Annotated in this window: 16 protein-coding genes; 12 read left to right on the top strand and 4 right to left on the bottom strand. The window is 69.5% G+C overall.

Annotated features, from left to right (window positions below):
* Positions 1 to 65: 65 nt before the first annotated feature.
* Entirely contained in the window at positions 66 to 704 is a 639-nt protein-coding gene (locus AB0E69_RS01690; protein WP_360137847.1) for a hypothetical protein, read from the bottom strand.
* Entirely contained in the window at positions 697 to 2,619 is a 1,923-nt protein-coding gene (locus AB0E69_RS01685) for an acyl-CoA dehydrogenase (protein WP_360137844.1), read from the bottom strand. Before AB0E69_RS01685 ends, AB0E69_RS01690 begins: the two co-directional genes overlap by 8 nt.
* Positions 2,620 to 2,706: 87 nt before the next feature.
* On the opposite strand from AB0E69_RS01685, the gene AB0E69_RS01680 reads away from it, so the two are divergent.
* Genes AB0E69_RS01680 through AB0E69_RS01665 form a run of 4 tightly spaced genes read left to right on the top strand, consistent with a single transcriptional unit; the run spans position 2,707 to position 5,763 of the window.
* Complete coding sequence (locus AB0E69_RS01680) at positions 2,707 to 3,114, top strand: TOBE domain-containing protein (protein WP_360137841.1); 408 nt, start codon at positions 2,707 to 2,709, stop codon at positions 3,112 to 3,114.
* Entirely contained in the window at positions 3,114 to 3,902 is a 789-nt protein-coding gene (gene modA, locus AB0E69_RS01675; RefSeq protein ID WP_360137838.1) for a molybdate ABC transporter substrate-binding protein, read from the top strand. The genes AB0E69_RS01680 and modA overlap by 1 nt, the downstream gene beginning before the upstream one ends.
* A gap of 38 nt (positions 3,903 to 3,940) precedes the next feature.
* On the top strand, positions 3,941 to 4,705 hold the full coding sequence (gene modB, locus AB0E69_RS01670; RefSeq protein WP_360137835.1) for a molybdate ABC transporter permease subunit: 765 nt from the start codon (positions 3,941 to 3,943) through the stop codon (positions 4,703 to 4,705).
* Entirely contained in the window at positions 4,702 to 5,763 is a 1,062-nt protein-coding gene (locus AB0E69_RS01665; protein ID WP_360137832.1) for an ATP-binding cassette domain-containing protein, read from the top strand. The genes modB and AB0E69_RS01665 overlap by 4 nt, the downstream gene beginning before the upstream one ends.
* On the opposite strand, the gene AB0E69_RS01660 is transcribed toward AB0E69_RS01665, so the two are convergent.
* The gene (locus AB0E69_RS01660) at positions 5,716 to 6,717 is read right to left on the bottom strand and encodes a saccharopine dehydrogenase NADP-binding domain-containing protein (protein ID WP_360137829.1); all 1,002 of its coding nucleotides are present in this window, start codon (positions 6,715 to 6,717) and stop codon (positions 5,716 to 5,718) included. The genes AB0E69_RS01665 and AB0E69_RS01660 overlap by 48 nt on opposite strands.
* Positions 6,718 to 6,788: 71 nt before the next feature.
* Between AB0E69_RS01660 and AB0E69_RS01655 the strand changes: the two genes are divergently transcribed.
* From AB0E69_RS01655 to AB0E69_RS01630, 6 genes are all read left to right on the top strand, one after another.
* Positions 6,789 to 7,718 (top strand): helix-turn-helix domain-containing protein, encoded by a 930-nt coding sequence (locus AB0E69_RS01655; RefSeq protein ID WP_360137826.1) that lies wholly within the window; start codon positions 6,789 to 6,791, stop codon positions 7,716 to 7,718.
* A 235-nt stretch (positions 7,719 to 7,953) separates the two neighbouring features.
* Positions 7,954 to 10,521 carry a class III lanthionine synthetase LanKC gene (gene lanKC, locus AB0E69_RS01650; RefSeq protein ID WP_360137823.1) on the top strand — a complete coding sequence of 856 codons (2,568 nt, stop codon included), beginning with the start codon at positions 7,954 to 7,956 and terminating at the stop codon, positions 10,519 to 10,521.
* A gap of 3 nt (positions 10,522 to 10,524) precedes the next feature.
* The gene (locus tag AB0E69_RS01645) at positions 10,525 to 10,662 is read left to right on the top strand and encodes a SapB/AmfS family lanthipeptide (RefSeq protein ID WP_130387812.1); all 138 of its coding nucleotides are present in this window, start codon (positions 10,525 to 10,527) and stop codon (positions 10,660 to 10,662) included.
* 138 nt (positions 10,663 to 10,800) lie between these two features.
* Entirely contained in the window at positions 10,801 to 12,672 is a 1,872-nt protein-coding gene (locus AB0E69_RS01640; RefSeq protein WP_360137820.1) for a prolyl oligopeptidase family serine peptidase, read from the top strand.
* A complete protein-coding gene (locus AB0E69_RS01635) occupies positions 12,669 to 14,321 on the top strand; it encodes an ABC transporter ATP-binding protein (protein WP_360137817.1) in 1,653 nt (550 codons plus the stop codon). The genes AB0E69_RS01640 and AB0E69_RS01635 overlap by 4 nt, the downstream gene beginning before the upstream one ends.
* The gene (locus AB0E69_RS01630) at positions 14,318 to 16,048 is read left to right on the top strand and encodes an ABC transporter ATP-binding protein (RefSeq protein ID WP_360137814.1); all 1,731 of its coding nucleotides are present in this window, start codon (positions 14,318 to 14,320) and stop codon (positions 16,046 to 16,048) included. Before AB0E69_RS01635 ends, AB0E69_RS01630 begins: the two co-directional genes overlap by 4 nt.
* Here AB0E69_RS01630 and AB0E69_RS01625 read toward each other — a convergent pair.
* Positions 16,027 to 16,626 (bottom strand): response regulator transcription factor, encoded by a 600-nt coding sequence (locus AB0E69_RS01625; protein ID WP_360137811.1) that lies wholly within the window; start codon positions 16,624 to 16,626, stop codon positions 16,027 to 16,029. The two genes, AB0E69_RS01630 and AB0E69_RS01625, sit on opposite strands and share 22 nt — an antisense overlap.
* A 108-nt stretch (positions 16,627 to 16,734) precedes the next feature.
* Here AB0E69_RS01625 and AB0E69_RS01620 point away from each other — a divergent pair, with 108 nt between their 5' ends.
* Together AB0E69_RS01620 and AB0E69_RS01615 are read left to right on the top strand one after the other, a co-directional pair.
* Positions 16,735 to 17,268, top strand: coding sequence for a DUF5946 family protein (locus AB0E69_RS01620; RefSeq protein WP_360137808.1), 534 nt, complete (start codon positions 16,735 to 16,737; stop codon positions 17,266 to 17,268).
* A 287-nt stretch (positions 17,269 to 17,555) separates the two neighbouring features.
* Positions 17,556 to 18,197: a transglycosylase family protein gene (locus tag AB0E69_RS01615; RefSeq protein WP_360137806.1), complete on the top strand. Its 642-nt coding sequence runs from the start codon at positions 17,556 to 17,558 to the stop codon at positions 18,195 to 18,197.
* Positions 18,198 to 18,243: the final 46 nt, after the last annotated feature.

Raw genomic sequence — 18,243 nt, 5'->3', positions numbered from 1 at the left:
GGCGCCAGGTCGGCAGGCGCCGGGTCGGCCGGCGTGCCTGCCGGGTGAGCGGGTACGACGGTGAGTCAGTACGGGAAAGTGTCGTCGCGGCGGGTGGGGTCGAGGTCCCAGAGGGAGAACTCGACGACCTTGTGGGACTCTTCGCCGCCGGCCGGGAGCAGGCCGTTGGGGTCGTACTCCTTGGAGCCGAGGCCGTCCAGGTAGCAGAGCAGTTCGAAGGCCGACTGGGCGTCCTCGATGTCGTCGATGACGTCGTCGTTCTGCGCCTCGTCCGCGCGGCTGCGGACGTACTGCACGAACGCGTCGGGGTCCGTCACCACGTAGTCGTACCGCGCCTGGTAGCTGAGCCGGATCCCGTCCTCGGGCAGGAGCGGCTCCTCGAACTCGTCCAGGTCCTCGAGCGCGGCGCCCTCGACCATCTCCCGGTAGTCCGCGGGGTCCTCGAAGTCGTCCGGGCCGAGCGGGAGGTCGTCGAGCTCGTCGGGGTCGTACGAATCGATCCCGAGGAAGATGTCACCCCAGCCCCGTTCGTGCACGGCGTCGGCGAGCGCCCGGGCCTGGACCCGGACGTTCTCGATCGCGGCGGTGGCCCGCAGGTCGTGCAGATCCAGCGAGTCGGCCTGCTCCAGCAGCACCCGGGCGAGTTCGCGCGCGGCCTCGGCGGCCGACGCAGGTTCGATCGGCTCAGAGGCCTTCTTACTCATGCTGTGACGGTACAACCATCGGCACCTCCACTGCCTCGCCCGGTACTCCGAACGCGTCCACCAGCTGCACGGCCGCCGGCCGGACCGCGGCACACAACTCGTTGACGAGTGCGGTAATCGCCTTCGACCGCCCCGCCGACAACCGCCCGTGCTCGAGGTACCACGCCCGCTCCGCCTCGATCGTCGCGAGCGCGTGCAGGTCGTAGACGTCTCGCAGTACGGACCGCACCTCGTCCGGCGCCGCAACCACCGCGGCCTGGAACGCCTCGAGCACGACCCGGTCCACATGCGCCCGCCCGGCCGCGATCACGTGGTCCTGGCACCGGTTGAACACGTCGAACGGATCGTCGCCCGCGTCGATCCCCGCCTTCAACCGCCGCGCCACCCCCGACAGGATGTGCTGCTCCCGGAACCGCAGCAGCCCCGAGTGGTACGCATCGTCCCGCAGGCCCGCATCCGGATCCGCCGCATCGCTCCGGTTCGGTACGACGTCCCGCAGCCGCTCGATCAACGGCCGGAGCGCGGCCTTCTCGACCGCGATCTCCACCGCCTGCGCGGCGACGAACCGAGCCGTCCCGAGCGGGTCGAGCTTGCCGAACGACTCCCGGTAGTCGGTCAGCAGACCCTTCGCCACCAGCTGCAGCAGGACGGTGTTGTCACCCTCGAAGGTGGTGAACACGTCGGTGTCCGCCTTGAGCGTCGCCAACCGGTTCTCCGCGAGGTACCCGGCGCCACCGCACGCCTCGCGGCACATCTGGATCGTCTCGGTCGCGTGCCACGTCCCGAGCGCCTTCGTGCCGGCCGCCTGCGCCTCCAGCGCCCGTCGGTCGTGCTCGTCGCGGTCGTCGTTGAAGACCCGGGCGAACTCGTCCACCAGCTCGGCCTGCGCAAAGTGCAGCGCGTAGGTCCGGGCGAGCAACGGCAACAGCCGCCGCTGATGCATCCGGTAGTCCAGCAGCAACGCCTCCTCAGCACTCCCCGGCGCCCCGAATTGCCGACGCTGGGCGGCGTACCTGATGGCGATCGTGAGCGCAACCTTGCTCGCGTTGATCGCCGCTCCGCCGACCGACACCCGACCCTGCACGAGCGTCCCGAGCATGGTGAAGAACCGCCGGTCCGGATTCTCGATCTCGCTCTGGTAGTTGCCATCGGCATCCACCTGGGCATAGCGGTCCAGCAGCGCCTCTCGCGGCACCCGCACGTGGTCGAACGCGATCCGCCCGTTGTCGACACCGTTCAGCCCGAGCTTCGGCCCGCAGTCCGTCAGCGTCACCCCGGGCAGCGGCGCACCGTCCGCGTCCCGGATCGGCACCAGCAGGCAGTGCACGCCATGGGTCTCACCACCGACCACGAGCTGCGCGAAGACGGCCGCCATCCGTCCATGGCGCGCCGCGTTGCCGATGTAGTCCTTCCGCGCCGCCGCCGTCGGGGTGTGGATGACGAACTCCTCGGTCGCGTCGTCGTACGTCGCCGTCGTGCCGAGGGCCTGGACGTTCGACCCGTGGCCGGTCTCCGTCATCGCGAAGCACCCGAGCAGCCGACCGCTCACCGCGTCCGCGAGGTAACGCTTGTGGTGCTGCTCCGTCCCGAGGTGCAGGATCGCGCCCGCGAACAGCCCGAACTGGACGCCCGCCTTCACCATCAGCGAGAGATCGCCGAACGCCAGCGTCTCGAACCCGGCGATGAAACCGCCGAGGTCGCCCTCGCCGCCGTACTCCTTGGGGAAACCGCGCGCGGGCAGGCCTTCGGCGGCCGCCTCGCGTAACAGCTCGAGCACCTTGTCCCGGTACTCGTCCAGCGGCAGGCGCACGGCCACGTCCGCCAGCTCGGCGTGCGCGGCCAACTCGGCACGCACGCGGTCGCGGGCCGCTTTGTGCGGTCCGTCCAGGTAGGTCTGCAGCCCCGATCCACTCATGCCTTCAACATATGCGGATCGGCCGGTGCCGGACGTCATCGGTTCGTAATTGTGGATAACCTGGTATCGATCCGCAGGTGCGGCGGTATGCTGCCTACCGTGCCGAACTTGCGGATCAGTGAGGCGGCGGCGCTCCTCGGAGTCAGCGACGACACAGTGCGGCGCTGGATCGACCAGGGCCGGCTGCCGTCCGTTCAGGACAGCGGCCGGATGGCAATCGACGGGCAAGCGCTCGCCGCGTTCGCCCAGCAGCTCGCCGACTCCCCCGACCCGGGGAACACGACCGCCGCCTCGGCGCGGAACCGGATGCGGGGCATCGTCACCCGCGTGCTGAAGGACGGTGTGATGGCCCAGGTCGAGCTGCAGGCCGGGCCGTTCCGCGTCGTGTCGCTGATGAGTCGTGAGGCCGCCGACGAGCTCGGGCTGGAGCCCGGTGTGGTGGCCGTCGCCTCGATCAAGTCCACCCATGTCGTCGTCGAGATCCCGGAGGCCTGATGTTCCGCCGTACCGCGTTCGCCGCCCTCGTCGCCGTTGCCGCGCTGACCGTCGCCGGCTGCGGCAACGACAGCCCGGCGGCGTCCTCTGACGGCACCTCCAGCTCGAGCAGCACGCCGGCCGTCTCCGGCACCATCACCGTCCTGGCGGCGGCGTCGCTGACCGGGACGTTCACCCAGCTCGGCAAGGACTTCGAGGCCGCCCACCCGGGCGTGAAGGTGACCTTCAGCTTCGCCGGCAGCTCGGCCCTCGCGAAGCAGATCAACGAGGGCGCGCCCGCCGATGTGTTCGCCTCGGCGGCGCCGAAGAACATGGACGCTGTCACGGACAAGAACGCGCCGGCGAACTTCGTCAAGAACACGCTCGAGATCGCCGTACCGAAGGGGAACCCGGGCAAGATCACCGGGCTGAAGGACTTCGCGGACAAGAACAAGAAGATCGCGCTGTGCGCGGCCCAGGTGCCGTGCGGTGCGGCGGCCGACAAGGTGTTCAAGGCGGCCGGGATCACCGCGGCGCCGGACAGCCTCGAGCAGGACGTGAAGGCCGCGCTGACCAAGGTGAGCCTCGGCGAGGTCGACGCCGCGCTGGTCTACAAGACCGACGTACTGTCCGCCAAGGACAAGGTCGAGGGCATCGAGTTCCCGGAGGCGAGCAAGGCGGTCAACGAGTACCCGATCGCCACGCTGACCAAGGCGCCCAACCCGGAGGGCGCGAAGGCTTTCGTCGACTACGTCCTGTCCGACAAGGGCAAGGCCGTGCTGAGCGCCGCTGGCTTCGACGCACCGTGAGCCGCCGTAGCAGGAGCACGACCGGGCGGCTGCCCCTGATGCTCCTGCTGCCCGCGCTGCTGGGGCTGGCGTTCCTGCTGGTCCCGCTGCTCGGCCTACTGGTCAAGGCGCCCTGGTCAACGCTGCCAGGGCGCCTGCTCAGTTCCGACGTGTGGCAGGCGCTGAGGCTGTCGCTGCTGTGCGCTACCGCTGCTACGGCGCTTTGCCTGGTGCTGGGTGTGCCGCTGGCTTGGCTGCTTGCGCGAGGTGTCCTGTGGGGGCGGAGCATCATCCGGGCCTTTGTCACCGTGCCGTTGGTGCTGCCACCGGTTGTGGGTGGTGTCGCGTTGCTGCTGGTGCTTGGACGGCGCGGTCTTGTCGGCGAGCAGCTTGACCTGTGGTTCGGGATCTCGTTGCCGTTCACAACTGCTGGGGTGGTGGTAGCGGAGGCGTTCGTGGCGATGCCGTTCCTGGTGATCTCTGTGGAGGGTGCACTGCGGGCAGCTGACCCGCGGTACGAGGAGGCGGCTGCGACGCTGGGGGCTGGGCGGTGGCTGACGTTTCGGCGGGTGACGCTGCCGTCGATCGCACCTGGGGTGGTCGCGGGGACCGTGCTGTGCTGGGCGCGGGCGCTGGGTGAGTTCGGCGCGACCATCACGTTTGCGGGCAACTTCCCCGGGCGTACGACGACCATGCCGCTGGCGGTCTACCTGGCGTTGGAGACCGACCCGGACCTGGCCGTCGTACTGAGTCTGGTGCTACTACTCGTGTCGGTCGTCGTACTGGCGTCTCTGCGCGAGCGTTGGATCAGTGGTGTGCAATGACGCTGTACGCCGATCTGCAGGTACGCCGGGACTCGTTCGAGCTGTCACTGGACCTCGTGGTCGAGCCGGGTGAGGTGATCGCGCTACTCGGGCCGAACGGCGCCGGGAAGACCACTGCGCTGCGAGCCATCGCCGGCCTGCTCCCGTTGACCGGCGGACGGGTCGCGCTGGACGACGCAGTGTGGGACGAGCCGCCACGCACCTTCCGTACTGCGGACCGCCGGCCGATCGGCGTGGTGTTCCAGGACTACCTGCTCTTCAACCACCTCAGCTGCTTGGAGAACGTGGCATTCGGTCTCCGTGCTCGCGGCATGGACAAACACACCGCCCGCGCCGAGGCAGCCCGCTGGCTCGAGACAGTGGGGTTGGCGTCGTACGCCCGTACTCGCCCCCGCGCTCTCTCCGGCGGCCAGGCCCAACGCGTCGCCCTGGCACGCGCCCTGGCAACAGACCCGGACCTCCTGCTCCTCGACGAGCCACTGGCCGCCCTGGACGCCAGTACGACGCTCCATGTGCGCGCCGAGCTAGGTCAGCACCTGCAGCGCTTCCCCGGCCGAACTCTGCTCGTCACCCACGACCCGCTCGACGCCATGGTCCTGGCCGACCGCCTGGTCATCATCGAAAACGGCCAGGTAGTCCAGGAGGGCCGTCCCACCGAGGTAGCCCACCGCCCCCGCACCGACTACGTAGCCCAGCTAGTAGGCCTCAACCTCTACCGAGGCAAGGCGTCCGGCACCTCCGTCACCCTCACCAACGGCGGCACCATCACCCTCGCCGAACCCGCCGAGGGAGAGGTCTACGTAGCCTTCCCACCCACAGCCGTAAGCCTCTACCTCGAGCCCCCGGTCGGCAGCCCCCGCAACACCTGGCCCGCCGTAGTAACCGGCATAGAACAACACGCCCACACAGTAAGAGTCCGCCTGAACGCCGCCCCCACAGGCCCACCCGACCTCCTCGCCGAGATAACCCCCGCCGCAGTAGCCGACCTCCACCTAACCCCCGGGCTGCGCTTACACACCACCCTGAAAGCCACCGAGGTCAGCACCTACCCCACCTAGGACCAGGGGAAGTGTGCGGAGAAACTCGAGGGCGTCGAAGGCCGCCCCGGCTGAGGCGACGCCCTGGGTGTGCGAGCGGCCGTCGAGCAGGCGGACGACGGCACCCACTGCCAAGGGAGCGGTGATCGCGTAGATGTCCTCGCCGTGGGCGGTGGCTCGATGGCGCCGGCCGTCTGCGTTGACGATGACGTCGACGACGAAGGTCTGGTCGGAGCGGCCGACCGGGGGCGGGGTGTTCTGGTCGGCCAGGTCGTGAGCTGCCGTGGTCGTCATGTAGGTACGCACCTCAGGCACCGTGAGGTGGCTCGGGATCGTGACGAGGTCGGCCATGCTGAACTCCGGGATCACCCGCCGGATGCCGAGCTGGGGAAACTCCCAGTCCTGCTCGGTCGGTGGATCGTCGTGGTAGCGCAGGACGCCGCCGGTGAATCGGACGCGTCGGCCACCGCGCCGGTCGTGGGAGACGCGGCCGGCGAGGCGGGTCCCAGGTGTCGGGTGCCAGCTGCTCAGGCCGTACGCGACGTGCACCTCGTCGGCTTTCGTGTGTCCGTCGAGCGCGGCGGTGGCGAGGAGGTCGCCGAGACCGCCGTAGAACGCCATCGCCGGGACGACCGGTGTCGTGGAGCGACGGGCGAAGGTGTCGACGTTCGCCTCGATCTCGGCCGCGACATCGACGTACGGAATGCCGGCGCGGCCGGCAGCGGCGATCAGCGGAGCGGCGGTGACGGCGAACGGGCCGGCGCAGTTGATGACCGCGGCAGCCGTGGCCAGCGCGCGGTCCAGGGCGTCGGAGTCGTCCGCGGCCGCCGGGTGGATCGGCTCCCCGTCGGCCACGCTCTCCAGCGCGTCGGCGTTGCGGCCGGAGACTGCCACCGGCAGGCCCTGGCGGCGGAGCTCGTCGACCACGAAACGGCCGGTGTGCCCGGTGGCGCCGTACACGAGAACAGGTTTCATGCCTCGAGTCTCCGGGTCGCACAGCCGCGAGAGTGAGTGTCTGGAACGACACCATGCATACACTTTCGGACATGCGCACGGTCGCGATCGCCACCGCCGGACACCTGCTCCACTTCGAGCTCGGTGTCGCGTACGAGATCTTCGGCAACCCGCCCGCCGGCATCACCGACTGGTACGACGTGATGCTGTGCGGACCCGAACCGGTACGGGTCGGGCCGTTCACCGCCCAGCCGGACGCAGGCCTCGACCGGCTCGCGCAGGCGGACACGGTGATCGTGCCGGCCTGTGTCGACGTCGACGAGCCGCCGGTACCCGAGCTCGTTGATGCAGTCCGAGCGGCCCATGCCTCCGGCGCTCGAATCGCCTCCTTGTGCACAGGCGCGTTCACCTTGGGAGCTGCAGGACTGCTGAAAGGGCGGAGAGCCACAACGCATTGGGCGCACACCGACGAGCTCAGTGCCCGCTTCCCCGATGCCGAGGTCGACCCCGACGTGCTCTATACCGACAACGGCAGCGTGCTGACCTCGGCGGGCAAGGCCGCGGCGGTCGACCTGTGCCTGCATCTCGTCCAGCTCGACCACGGTGCGGTGGTCGCGAACACCGTGGCGCGGCGACTCGTCGTACCACCGCACCGAGCCGGTGGTCAGGCGCAGTTCGTGACCAAGCCCGTTCAGGCCGCCGGCGGGCATCCGCTCGCCGCAGTCCTGGAGTGGGCTCAGCAACGGCTCGACCAGCCCCTGACAGTCACCGATCTGGCTCGCCGAGCCGGGACGAGTCCGCGGCACCTGACCCGCTTGTTCAACGCGACGACCGGCCAGACGCCGCTGCAGTGGTTGCTCGTCCAGCGCGTGCGCCGGGCCCAACAGTTGCTTGAGGCAACCGATACCGGCATCGAAGCGATCGCCCGGAGCACCGGCCTCGGCACCGCGACCACCCTGCGCCGGCACTTCCACCGCGTGGTCGGCGTACCGCCGCACACCTATCGGCAGACGTTCCGCTGAGGCTCAGCACGAGCAACCCGATCGGAAGTTACGCGTTGTGATCGTCTTGACGCGGATTGACATGTTGTAACGGGCGGATTCACGCTCGAAGCGCGCGATCTCGTGACGAAGAGTGTTTAGTTACTCACTCGTAGTGTGTGGGTTCTTCACATCAGGGTGATGACATCGTGCACTACGCGGGGCTGTTCGGGGGGCTCAAGATGTTCGGGGCACCACGGAAGGGGGTCGGACAGTCATGGAGAGTTACGAGTTTTATTGCTTGGCGGATCGTTTCTTCTACGAGACGCCGGCCAACCGCGGTGCCGAGCACCCAGACTTCGCAATCGCGGCGCGCGAGCTGCCCGCGGGTTGGCAGCACGTGGCCGGCGAGACGTGGATGCACTATGCGCCGGCAGATCTCCAGCTGCCCGACCAGGGCTGGAAGATCCACGTGTCGGCGCGGCTCGCGGATGTCGAGCGGACGCTCGAGGCCGTGTGGGAGTACTGCGTCCCGCGCGGGATCGCGTTCAAGTTCCTCCGGAACGAGCCCGTCCTGGTGATGGTTAACTCGAAGGCCGCGCCGCGCGGGTCGAGCGGCAAGTTGGTGACGATCTACCCGACCGACGAGGCGCAGCTCGAGCTCGTGCTCAAGGAGCTCAACGAGATCCTCGACGGCGTCGACGGCCCGTACATCCTGAGCGACCTGCGCTACGGCCACGGCCCGCTGTTCACCCGGTACGGCGCCTTCGTCAGCCGCTACTGCCTCAACGCGGCCGGCGAACGCGTCCTCGCCATCGAGGATGCCCACGGCAACCTTGTCCCGGACCACCGCGGCCCGACCTTCGCGACGCCGCCGTGGATCACGCTGCCGGACTTCCTGCAGCCGCACCTCGACGCCCGCAACGCGGTCACCACCAACGACCTCGCGTACACGATCGACGGCGTCATCCAGTTCTCGAACGGCGGCGGCGTGTACCTCGGCCACCACAACGACACCGGCGAGCGGGTCGTCCTCAAGGAGGGCCGCCCGTACGCCGGTCTCGACATGGCCGGCCGGGACGCGGTCGCGCGGATCGCCCACGAGCGCGACATCCTGCAGCAGCTCGACGGCCTGGACGTCGTACCGAAGACGCATGACTACCTGCAGCTCGGCGACCACCACTTCCTCGTCCAGGAACACATCGACTCGGTGTCGCTGCAACGCGAGCTCGTACGCCGATATCCGCTGACCCACCCGGACGCGACCGAGGCCGACAAGGCGGAGTACGCCGAGTGGGCCGCCGCGATGATCACCCAGATCGCCGAGGCGGTCGGCAAGCTGCACGACCGTGGCGTCGTCTTCTGCGACCTGCATCCGGACAATCTGCTGCTCGACGCCAACGGCAAGCTGACCCTGATCGACTTCGAGGTCGCGACCAAGGCCGAGGACCAGGCCCGCTCGACGCTCGCCCACCCGGGGTACGCCGCTCCGCACGACCGGCAGGGCGTCGATGTCGACCGTTACGCGCTGGCCTGTATCGCGCTCGGCGTCTATGCGCCGCAGGCAACGATCCTGCTGAATCTCCATCCCGGCAAGGCGTTCCAGCTCGCCGATCTGATCGCCGACACGTTCCCGGTCCCGCGGGCCACCCTGGACGCGGCCGTGCGAACCATCGTCGGACCGGACCAGAACCACGACCCCGAGATGGTCGACCTCGCCCTTCCCGGTGCGGCCGCCTGGCCCGAGCTGCGTGAAGCGCTCACCAAGTCCATCAAGGCCAGCGCGACCCCCGACCGCGACGACCGCCTGTTCCCCGGCGACATCGCGCAGTTCCGCAATGCCGGCGGCATCGATCTCGCCACCGGAGCGGCCGGAGTCCTCTACACGCTCGCGACGACCGGCGCCGGACGCGTCCCGGAGTACGACGACTGGCTGCGGTGGCATGCGCTGACCACCGAGGCCGGCCCGGGTCTGTACGACGGCCTCCACGGCGTCGCGCATGTCCTCGACGAGCTCGGCTACCGCCAGGACGCCCTCGACGTGGTCGAGCACACGCTGACCGACGACTGGAGCGCCCGTGAGCTCGGCCTGCACTCAGGCCTCGCCGGCATCGGTCTCAACCTCCTGCATTTCGACACCGAGCCAAGCCTCCGGGCCAAGGCAGTCCGCGTCCTCGACCTCGTCGCAGACCGGCTCGCCACCGACGTCCCGGAGATCAGCGGCGGCCAGCACGCCCGAGCCGGTCTGATGTACGGATCCGCCGGCCCCGCGCTCCTGTTCATCGCCGCGTTCGAGCAGCTCGGCGACACCGGTCTGCTCGATCTAGCCGAGGTCGCGCTCCGACAGGACCTCAAGCGGACCATCGTCACCGACGATGGCATGCGCCAGGTCAACCAGGGCTGGCGGACTTTGCCGTACCTCGAAGAGGGCTCGGCCGGCGTCGCGCTCGTCCTCGAGCGGTACCTGCGTCACCGTCCGTCCGAAGAGCTCGCCGCCACGCTGCAAGAGCTCAAGCGGGTCACGCACTGCTCCTACTACGTCCAGCCCGGCCTGTTCATGGGCCGCGCCGGCCTGCTCCTCACCGCCGCGACACTCGGCGAGGACCAGGCAACGGTCGACGACCTGGTGCACGGCCTCGGCTGGCACGCGATGCCGTACCAAGGCGGCCTCGCGTACCCCGGCAACCAGCTGCTCCGGCTCTCGATGGACCTGGCCACCGGATCGGCCGGCGTCCTGCTGGCCCTGGGAACCGCGCTGCACGACGCGCCGGTCTCCCTCCCGTTCCTCGGACCTCCCCAGTGGTCCGAGTCCCCATCCCGACGATCTGCACCGAAGGAGGTGTAAAACATGGCACTTCTCGACCTTCAGGGTCTCGAGACCCCGGGTTACGGCCACGGCGGCCACCACCACGGCGGCTCCACGCTGACCGTGCTGGGCTGCGCGTCGCAGACCCCGAGCAACCTGAGCCTGCTGCTCTGCCACTGATCGGCAGCTGCGGTCACTGCATAGCCAGGTTTGGCCCTGGGTGGGCGGCATACCCACCCAGGGCCGTACCTGCATTTCGGGCCCGGTGACCGACTCGTCTCGGTCGCCGGGGCTCAGGCTGAGGAAGGAGGAACCCCCGTGCAGTCCTTTCCATGCGCCGAGCGCTCGTCGCTCGTGGAGCAGGTGCACGGTCGTACCGTCGCGGATCCCTACCGCTGGCTCGAGGACGCCTCGGCCCCGGAGACGACGCGGTGGTTGCAGGACCAGGACCACCACTGGCTGGCGTACGCCGGCTCGCTGACCAGCCGCTTCCGGCTGAAGAACACCGTGCGGCAGCTCTCGGCCGTCGGCAGTACGTCGACACCGGTCTGGCGCGGCGGTCGCTGCTTCACGCTCCGCCGCGCGTCCCACGAGCAGCACGCCACGCTCTACGTGGACGACAGCCCTCTGCTCGACGTGCCCGTGCTCGACGGGTGGCAGCCGTCTCCGGACGGCAGCAAGCTCGCCTTCCAGACCTCGCGCGGTGGCGACGAGCAGTCCGTGCTCTCCGTCCTCGACGTCGCGACCGGTCTGGTCATCGACGGCCCGATCGACGGCTGCCGCTACTCCCCCGTCGCCTGGACGCCCGACGGGACGGCCTTCTACTACGTGCGTTTTCGTCAGGTACGACGCCACACGCTCGGCGACCCTGATGACGCCACGATCATGCCGGTCGCGGCGACGTACGGTCTCGAGCTCAGCGCGGACGGCCGCTGGCTGACGATCTCCGCGGCACGCGGCGGGGCGAACGATCTCTGGCTCGCGGACCTGGCGACGGGCGAGCCGCCCACGCCGGTCCAGCAAGGCGAAGACACGACCACGATCATGTCGGTCGGTCGCGATGGCCGCCTGTACGTCGTCACCACTCGCGACGCGCCCACCGGCCGGATCTGCATCGGCGATCCGGAGCGGCCGCGGGTCTGGCGTGACTACGTCCGCCCGGACGGCCCGCTGACCGGCCTAGCGATCCTCGACGACGTCGTACTCGTTGGCACCGCCAACAAGATCACGGTCCATGACCGCGAGACCGGCCGACAGCTGAAGACCCTGGAGTTCCCAGGCTCGGTTGGCTCGCTGACCGGCGACGGTGGCACCCAGGCCTGGTTCAGCTACACCGACACGATCACACCGCCAACGGTCTACACCTACGACGCCACCACCGGACAGGCGAGCGCCCAGCAGACGACCGCCGCAACTGACGTAGAGACCCGCGTCGAGAGCTACACCTCGACCGACGGCGCCGAGCTCGAGCTGCGCATCGTCGGGAAGCCCAATGCCCAAGGGCCTACGATCCTCTACGGGTACGGCGGTTTCGGGCAGACCCTCACCCCGACGTACTCCGCGTTCGCGCTCGCCTGGGTCCAGGCCGGCGGCCTCTTCGTGACCGCGTCGGTCCGTGGCGGCGGCGAACAGGGCGAGACCTCGCACCGCGCCGGCATCCGCGAGCACAAGCAGCAGGTGTTCGACGACTTCATCGCCGCCGCCGAACACCTGATCGCCGAAGGCTGGACGACCTCGGACCAACTCGCGCTCTGCGGCGAGTCGAACGGCGGCCTACTGGTCGCCGCCGCACTCACCCAGCGCCCCGAGCTCTTCGCCGCCGCAGTTTGCTCTGCGCCCCTCACGGACATGGTCCGCTACGAGCTCTCCGGCCTCGGCGAACGATGGGTCGCCGAGTTCGGATCTGCGGCAAATCCGGACGATTTCGAGGTGCTGAGCAGCTATTCGCCCTATCACCGCGTTCAAGAGGGTGTGAAATACCCCGCCGTTCTGCTCACTGCCTTCGGCAACGACACCCGCGTGGATCCGCTGCACGCGCGGAAGTTCTGTGCCGCCCTCCAGCACGCCACGGCGAGCGATCGCCCGGTCCTGCTCAGACACGAGCCTGACGCCGGCCACACCACCGGAGGAGTCAGCCTCGCCGCCGACATGCTGGCCTTCCTCGCCGACCAGACAGGCCTCCGGCCGTGATCACCTTTGGTGAGGTCGCGAAGCGTGGGCGGGGATGGCTGCCACTCATCGGCGTCAATGCCCTGATCGGCAGCGGCGTGACGCTCGCCCTGCCCACGATCCTCGGCCGTTCCGTCGACGCGATCGTGGCCGGCAACGACTACACCCGCTGGCTGATCACCGCCGCCGCGCTCATCGCCCTCGGCGTCGCCGCCAGCATCGTCGACGCGTTCGCCGGCGCCGCCTGCGTCGCCGAGACCACTGCCTGGCTAAGGCATCGACTGGTTCACCATGTCGTCCGCGGCGGCGCCAACGGCACGAAGGACTTCGAGACCGGCGACCTCGTCACCCGCGTCTCCGCCAACGCGACCGACGCGGCCCAGGCCGGACCAGCCGCCGTCACGGCCGTCGCGGCGATCGCGCCGCCGGTAGGCAGTCTCGTCCTGCTCGCAGTCATCGACCTGTGGCTCGCTGTCGCGTTCTTCGCCGGCGTACTCCTCGTCGTCCTCGTGCTCTGGACGTTCGCCCGCCGCACCGCCGACGTCAGCCTCGCCTACCAGGAGACCCAGGGCCGGATCGCCGGTCTGCTCTCCGAGTCGCTGTCCGGCATCCGCACGATCACTTCGGCCGGTACGACGGAACGCGAGGAGCGCCGCATCCTCGCCTTCCTCCCCGACCTGCATCGCCACGGCGTCGTGACCTGGCGGATCCTGGCCCGCTCCGGCGCCCAGGCAGCCGTCGTCGGCCCGCTCGTCCTGGTCGCCGTACTGGCGGTTGGCGGTCTCCAGTTGGTCCACGGACACCTCACCGCCGGCGAGCTGTTCGCCGCCTCGCAGTACGCCGTCCTCGGCGCCGGCCTCGGCAACCTGACCGGCGTCCTGGGCGAGCTCGCCCGCGCGAAGGCCGGCGTCCAGCGCTCCGCCGAGGTGATCGCGATCGACCCGGTCCCGCACGGCACGCTCCAGCTCCCGATCGGACCGGGCCACCTGACCTTCGACGGCGTCAGCGTGGTCGCCGACGGGAACGTCCTGCTGGACAACGTGAATCTCGACCTGCCCGGCGGTGCGACTGTTGCCGTGGTCGGCCCGAGCGGCGCCGGCAAGTCCGTCCTCGCCGCGGTGGCGGCGCGGCTGCGCGACCCGTCGATCGGTCAGGTCTCGCTGGACGGCGTACCACTCCAGGCCGTCAGCCGGCGCGCGCTCCGCAGCGCGGTCGGATGCGCGTTCGAACGTCCGCAACTGGTCGGCCGGACCGTCGGCGAGGCCATCGATCCCGACGCCGTCAGCCCGGTCCGCACCCTGGCCGCGGCCCGCGCGACGCATGCGCACGACTTCGTCAGCCGCCTCCCCGAGGGCTACCTCACTTCGTTGCGCAAGGCACCGATGTCCGGCGGTGAACGGCAACGCCTCGGTCTGGCCAGAGCCTGGTCCGCGAACCGGCTCCTGGTCCTCGACGACGCGACCTCCAGCCTCGACACCGCGACCGAGCACCAGATCAGCCGCACCCTCACCGAGGACCGCCACCACCGCACCCGCCTGATCGTCACCCACCGCCCGGCCACCGCCGCCCGCGCCGACCTCGTCATCTGGCTGGACCACGGCCGGGTCCGCGCCGTCGCCCCGCACGAAGACCTCTGGCACCACACGTCCTACCGAGAAATCTTCGGATGAAACGAGAGCTGGCGTACGGCGCTGCCGCGTTACGGAAACGGGCCACGGTCAGGTTGATCGCATGGTCCGTGCCGGAGATCCTGCCGACGGCGATCTACGGCGTGGCGGTGGCGCGGGCCACGGACAGCTTCCTGGCGGGTCACGCGTGGCGCGGGATCGCCTGGCTGGGCGGCCTGATCGTCACAGCCTGCTTGGGCGCAGCGGGCGCCCGGCAGGTGTACGGACGGCTGGGCGACCTCGTCGAGCCAATGCGTGACGATCTGGTCCGGCGAGTTGTCGGCGGTGCGCTGCGGACCGGGGACGACGGCGCCGTAGCGCGGGTGAACCGGCAGGTCGAGATCGTGCGCGACACGTTCGCCGGGCTGGTCCTGGTACTGCGGAGCTTCGCGGTCACGTTGTTCGGCGTACTGAGCGGGTTGTTGTCGCTCGCGCCGTTGGTGGCGGCGTTCGTCGTACCGCCGTTCCTCGTCGGGTTCGCGTTGTCGCTGGCGGTGCTGGGGATGGCGGCCGACCGGGTGCGGGCGTCGTTGAAGGCGGACGAGGAGCTGGCCGCGTCGGCCGGGATGGTGTTCGGCGGGGTGCGGGACGTGACGGCGACGGGCACCGAGGAGTACGCCGAGTGGCTGGTCGGCACACCGGTCGAGGCGCACGCCGCGGCCGAGCGCGCGTTGGCGAAGGTGGCTGCGCTGCGAACGCTGTGCTTCGCGGTCGGTGGCTGGCTCCCATTGCTGATCCTGCTGGCCACCGGGCCGTGGCTGGTGCACCGAGGGGTCAGCACAGGCACGCTGCTCGGTGGACTCACCTACGTGCTGATGGGGTTGCAGCCGGCGCTGAGCGCGGTGATGGGCGCGCTGGGCGACAGCGGCCTGCGGTACGTGATCACGCTCGGCCGGATCCTGGATGCGTCACACTTCACCCCACACACCGGACAGGTCGAGGACACCCGCGGCTACCAGCTCAACCTGCGCGGCCTGACCTTCGCCTACGGCCCCAAAGCCGAACCAGTGCTCGACAACCTCGAGCTCACCATCCCCGAGGGCGAACACCTCGCCGTCGTCGGCCCGAGCGGTATCGGCAAGTCCACGCTGGCCGGCCTGATCTGCGGCATGCTCTCGCCAACCGGCGGCCACCTCCTGCTGGGCGGCGTACCACCGACCGAGCTGACCATCGACAAGCTCACCGCAACCCGCGTCCTGATTCCCCAAGAGGCCTACGTCTTCAGCGGCACGGTGCGCGACAACCTCGCCTATTTGTTGCCTAACGCAACAAGCAGACAACTCGGCGAAGCGGTCGAGGCTGTCGGTGCCGGCAAGCTCATCAACCGCATCGGCGGGCTCGACGCCGAGATCAGGCTGGCCGAGCTATCCGCCGGCGAGAAGCAGCTGATCGCGCTGGTTCGTGCGTACCTCTCGCCCGCGCCCCTGGCGGTCCTCGACGAGGCCACCTGCTTCCTCGACCCCGAAGCGGAACGCCGAGCCGAGGAGGCGTTCGCCCAGCGCGGCGGCACGCTGATCGTCATCGCGCACCGCATCAGCTCCGCACGCCGCGCTCGCCGCATCCTGGTCCTGGACGGTAACCGGGCCGCGCTCGGCACGCACGCCAGTCTGATGCGCACGTCGCGCATGTACCGCGACCTGCACGGCAGCTGGCTACCAGGCACTCAAACGACAGGCAGTCAAGCGACAGGCACTCGAACGACAGGCCATCAGATCCAGCCGGCGTCCTGAGCCTTCCGAATCGCCTCGATCCGGCTCCGCGAACCGGTCTTCGCAAGAATCCGCGACAGGTAGTTCCGAACGGTCCCCGCACTCAAGCTGAGCGTCCGAGCCACCTCCTGCGCGGTAGCGCCGGTGGTCACCTGCCGCAGCACCTCGCACTCGCGATCGGTCAACGGATTGTCGCCAGCCTTCAGCGCAGCCACCGCCAGCCGTACGTCGACCACCGGCAGCCCCTTCGCGACATCCCGAACCGCCTGTACCAGCTGGTCGGTCGTCGCGTCGGTAGCCATCAACCCGATCCGCGGTGCCTGCTTCACCAGCGCCAGACTGGTCGCTGCGATCGACTCGTGGTCGATCAGCACCAGCACGCCCCGGCCGGTCAGCTTCCGGCAGAGCTCCTCGATCCGGATGCGCCCAGGCAGCTGCGCATCCAGCAGCACGACATGTGGCCGCCGACCGGCCACGTGCAGGACATCCTCCGAGCGGTCCAGCTCTGCCACCACATCCAGGTCGTTCTCGCCTGCCAGCACCGCGGCCAGTGCACCACGCACCAACGTGCCGCGATGGCCGAGAGCCACTCGGATCACCGGTCTTGCCCCCATCAAGGTCGCCTCATCTGCCGGCCACCGCGCGAGATGCCGAGAACCAGTCGAAAACCAGCTGCCGGACGGCGGTGCCCGTGCTTCCATCAACGAGTGAAGTCACCGGATGGCACGCATGAATCCCCCTGCCCCGGCTGCGGAGCCCTGCTGCCCGCCTCCGACTGGCCCGAGGCGCCGAAGTACAACGCGTCCCCGGCGTGCGCTGCGGTGTCCGGCGAGCTGCTCGGCTTCGAGGTCGAGCACGCCGCCCGGCTGGGGTACCTGCACCAGCTGCGCATCGACGCGTACGGCGCCCAGCACGTCAAACCCGGTGCCCCGCGGATCGGCCCGGTGTTCGCGCTGAACGGCCTCTACATGTATTTCGAACGCGGTTCCGGAAACCTCGACGTCCGCACCGCCCACGGCATCATGGCGAATTCGTACGACGACTGGCCGCAACTGACCCCACCCGCCACGGTCGGCTCGCTGACGGCGTACGACGTACTGCACGCGGGCGGTGTCGACGCGGTCGAATCCGCCCTGCTCAGGTGGGCGCAGGAGGCCTGGGAGGCGTGGCCCGAGGATACCCGGGAACTGATCCGGAAGCTGACCGTCGAGCTGGTCCCGGAACGCTATTTCCGGCGCTGAGAAACCGATCGGTCCCAGCGCCGGACACCCGGGCCGGAATGCACTCGAACCAGCGGAAACCGTTCAGTAGCAGGCCTTTCGGAACGTCAGGAAAGAGAAAAGTTCGGGGCAGATCGCGAAGGGGTCTTGCCATTCTCGCCAACCTCGCGCAGGATAACTCAGGTCGCGTCGTTACCGTGGCGTGACCATTCGGACGCTGTCCTGTGACCTGGTTCGACGTGTCCGGGTGCCCCTCCCCCTGCACGGTGCGTTCCACCATGCCCGAGCTCACAAGGAGCGCTTTCCCGATGTCCAAAGCCCGACATGCGCGCACCCGGCGAAGTACCCGCCGGGTGGTCCGGACCCTCTCGATCGCCGGTCTGGGAGCGGGGATCACCGCCGCCGGAGCCGGTGCGGCCATGGCCACGGACTACGTGGTCAAGCCCGGCGACACCCTGTCCGAGATCGCCCAGGCGAACGGTGCCAACTGGCACGAGCTGGCGAAGATCAACCACCTGAAGGACCCCGACCTGATCCTGATCGGGCAGACGCTGACGCTGGACGGCGTGAAGAAGACCGCCGCTCCCGCGCCGAAGCACACCGTGAAGAAGGTCGAGACCCGCAAGGTCCACAAGCACGAGCGCAAGGTCCGGTCCAGCCGCTCCGAGGACCGGGCACCGTCCGGCGAGCGCAAGGCGAGCAGCGGCAAGACCAACCTGAGCGGCGCCTGGGCCAAGGTCGCCAACTGCGAGTCCAGCGGCAACCCGCGCGCCGTCAACCCGGCCGGCTACTACGGGCTGTTCCAGTTCGACCTGCAGACCTGGCGCAGCGTCGGCGGCTCCGGCAACCCGGCCAAGGCGTCGGCCGCCGAGCAGCTGATGCGCGCGAAGAAGCTGTACGCGCAGCGCGGCGCCTCCCCGTGGCCCGTCTGTGGCCGTTACCTCCGCTGACCCCCACCCGCCGGGTGGGTGGTGGTAGAGACCGTCCTCCCACCAC

Source organism: Kribbella sp. NPDC026611, assembly GCF_040638345.1.
In the GTDB taxonomy this organism is placed as follows: domain Bacteria; phylum Actinomycetota; class Actinomycetes; order Propionibacteriales; family Kribbellaceae; genus Kribbella.
Note: the sequence above shows the minus strand (reverse complement) of the source record. Positions and strands in the feature narration are given on the sequence as shown.

What these genes read in the sequence shown, in the direction of transcription:
- AB0E69_RS01690 (WP_360137847.1), bottom strand. Translation starts at nt 704, where the DNA reads ATGAGTAAGAAGGCCTCTGAGCCGATCGAACCTGCGTCGGCCGCCGAG.
- AB0E69_RS01685 (WP_360137844.1), bottom strand. Translation starts at nt 2,619, where the DNA reads ATGAGTGGATCGGGGCTGCAGACCTACCTGGACGGACCGCACAAAGCG.
- AB0E69_RS01680 (WP_360137841.1), top strand. Translation starts at nt 2,707, where the DNA reads ATGCTGCCTACCGTGCCGAACTTGCGGATCAGTGAGGCGGCGGCGCTC.
- modA (WP_360137838.1), top strand. Translation starts at nt 3,114, where the DNA reads ATGTTCCGCCGTACCGCGTTCGCCGCCCTCGTCGCCGTTGCCGCGCTG.
- modB (WP_360137835.1), top strand. Translation starts at nt 3,941, where the DNA reads ATGCTCCTGCTGCCCGCGCTGCTGGGGCTGGCGTTCCTGCTGGTCCCG.
- AB0E69_RS01665 (WP_360137832.1), top strand. Translation starts at nt 4,702, where the DNA reads ATGACGCTGTACGCCGATCTGCAGGTACGCCGGGACTCGTTCGAGCTG.
- AB0E69_RS01660 (WP_360137829.1), bottom strand. Translation starts at nt 6,717, where the DNA reads ATGAAACCTGTTCTCGTGTACGGCGCCACCGGGCACACCGGCCGTTTC.
- AB0E69_RS01655 (WP_360137826.1), top strand. Translation starts at nt 6,789, where the DNA reads ATGCGCACGGTCGCGATCGCCACCGCCGGACACCTGCTCCACTTCGAG.
- lanKC (WP_360137823.1), top strand. Translation starts at nt 7,954, where the DNA reads ATGGAGAGTTACGAGTTTTATTGCTTGGCGGATCGTTTCTTCTACGAG.
- AB0E69_RS01645 (WP_130387812.1), top strand. Translation starts at nt 10,525, where the DNA reads ATGGCACTTCTCGACCTTCAGGGTCTCGAGACCCCGGGTTACGGCCAC.
- AB0E69_RS01630 (WP_360137814.1), top strand. Translation starts at nt 14,318, where the DNA reads ATGAAACGAGAGCTGGCGTACGGCGCTGCCGCGTTACGGAAACGGGCC.
- AB0E69_RS01615 (WP_360137806.1), top strand. Translation starts at nt 17,556, where the DNA reads ATGTCCAAAGCCCGACATGCGCGCACCCGGCGAAGTACCCGCCGGGTG.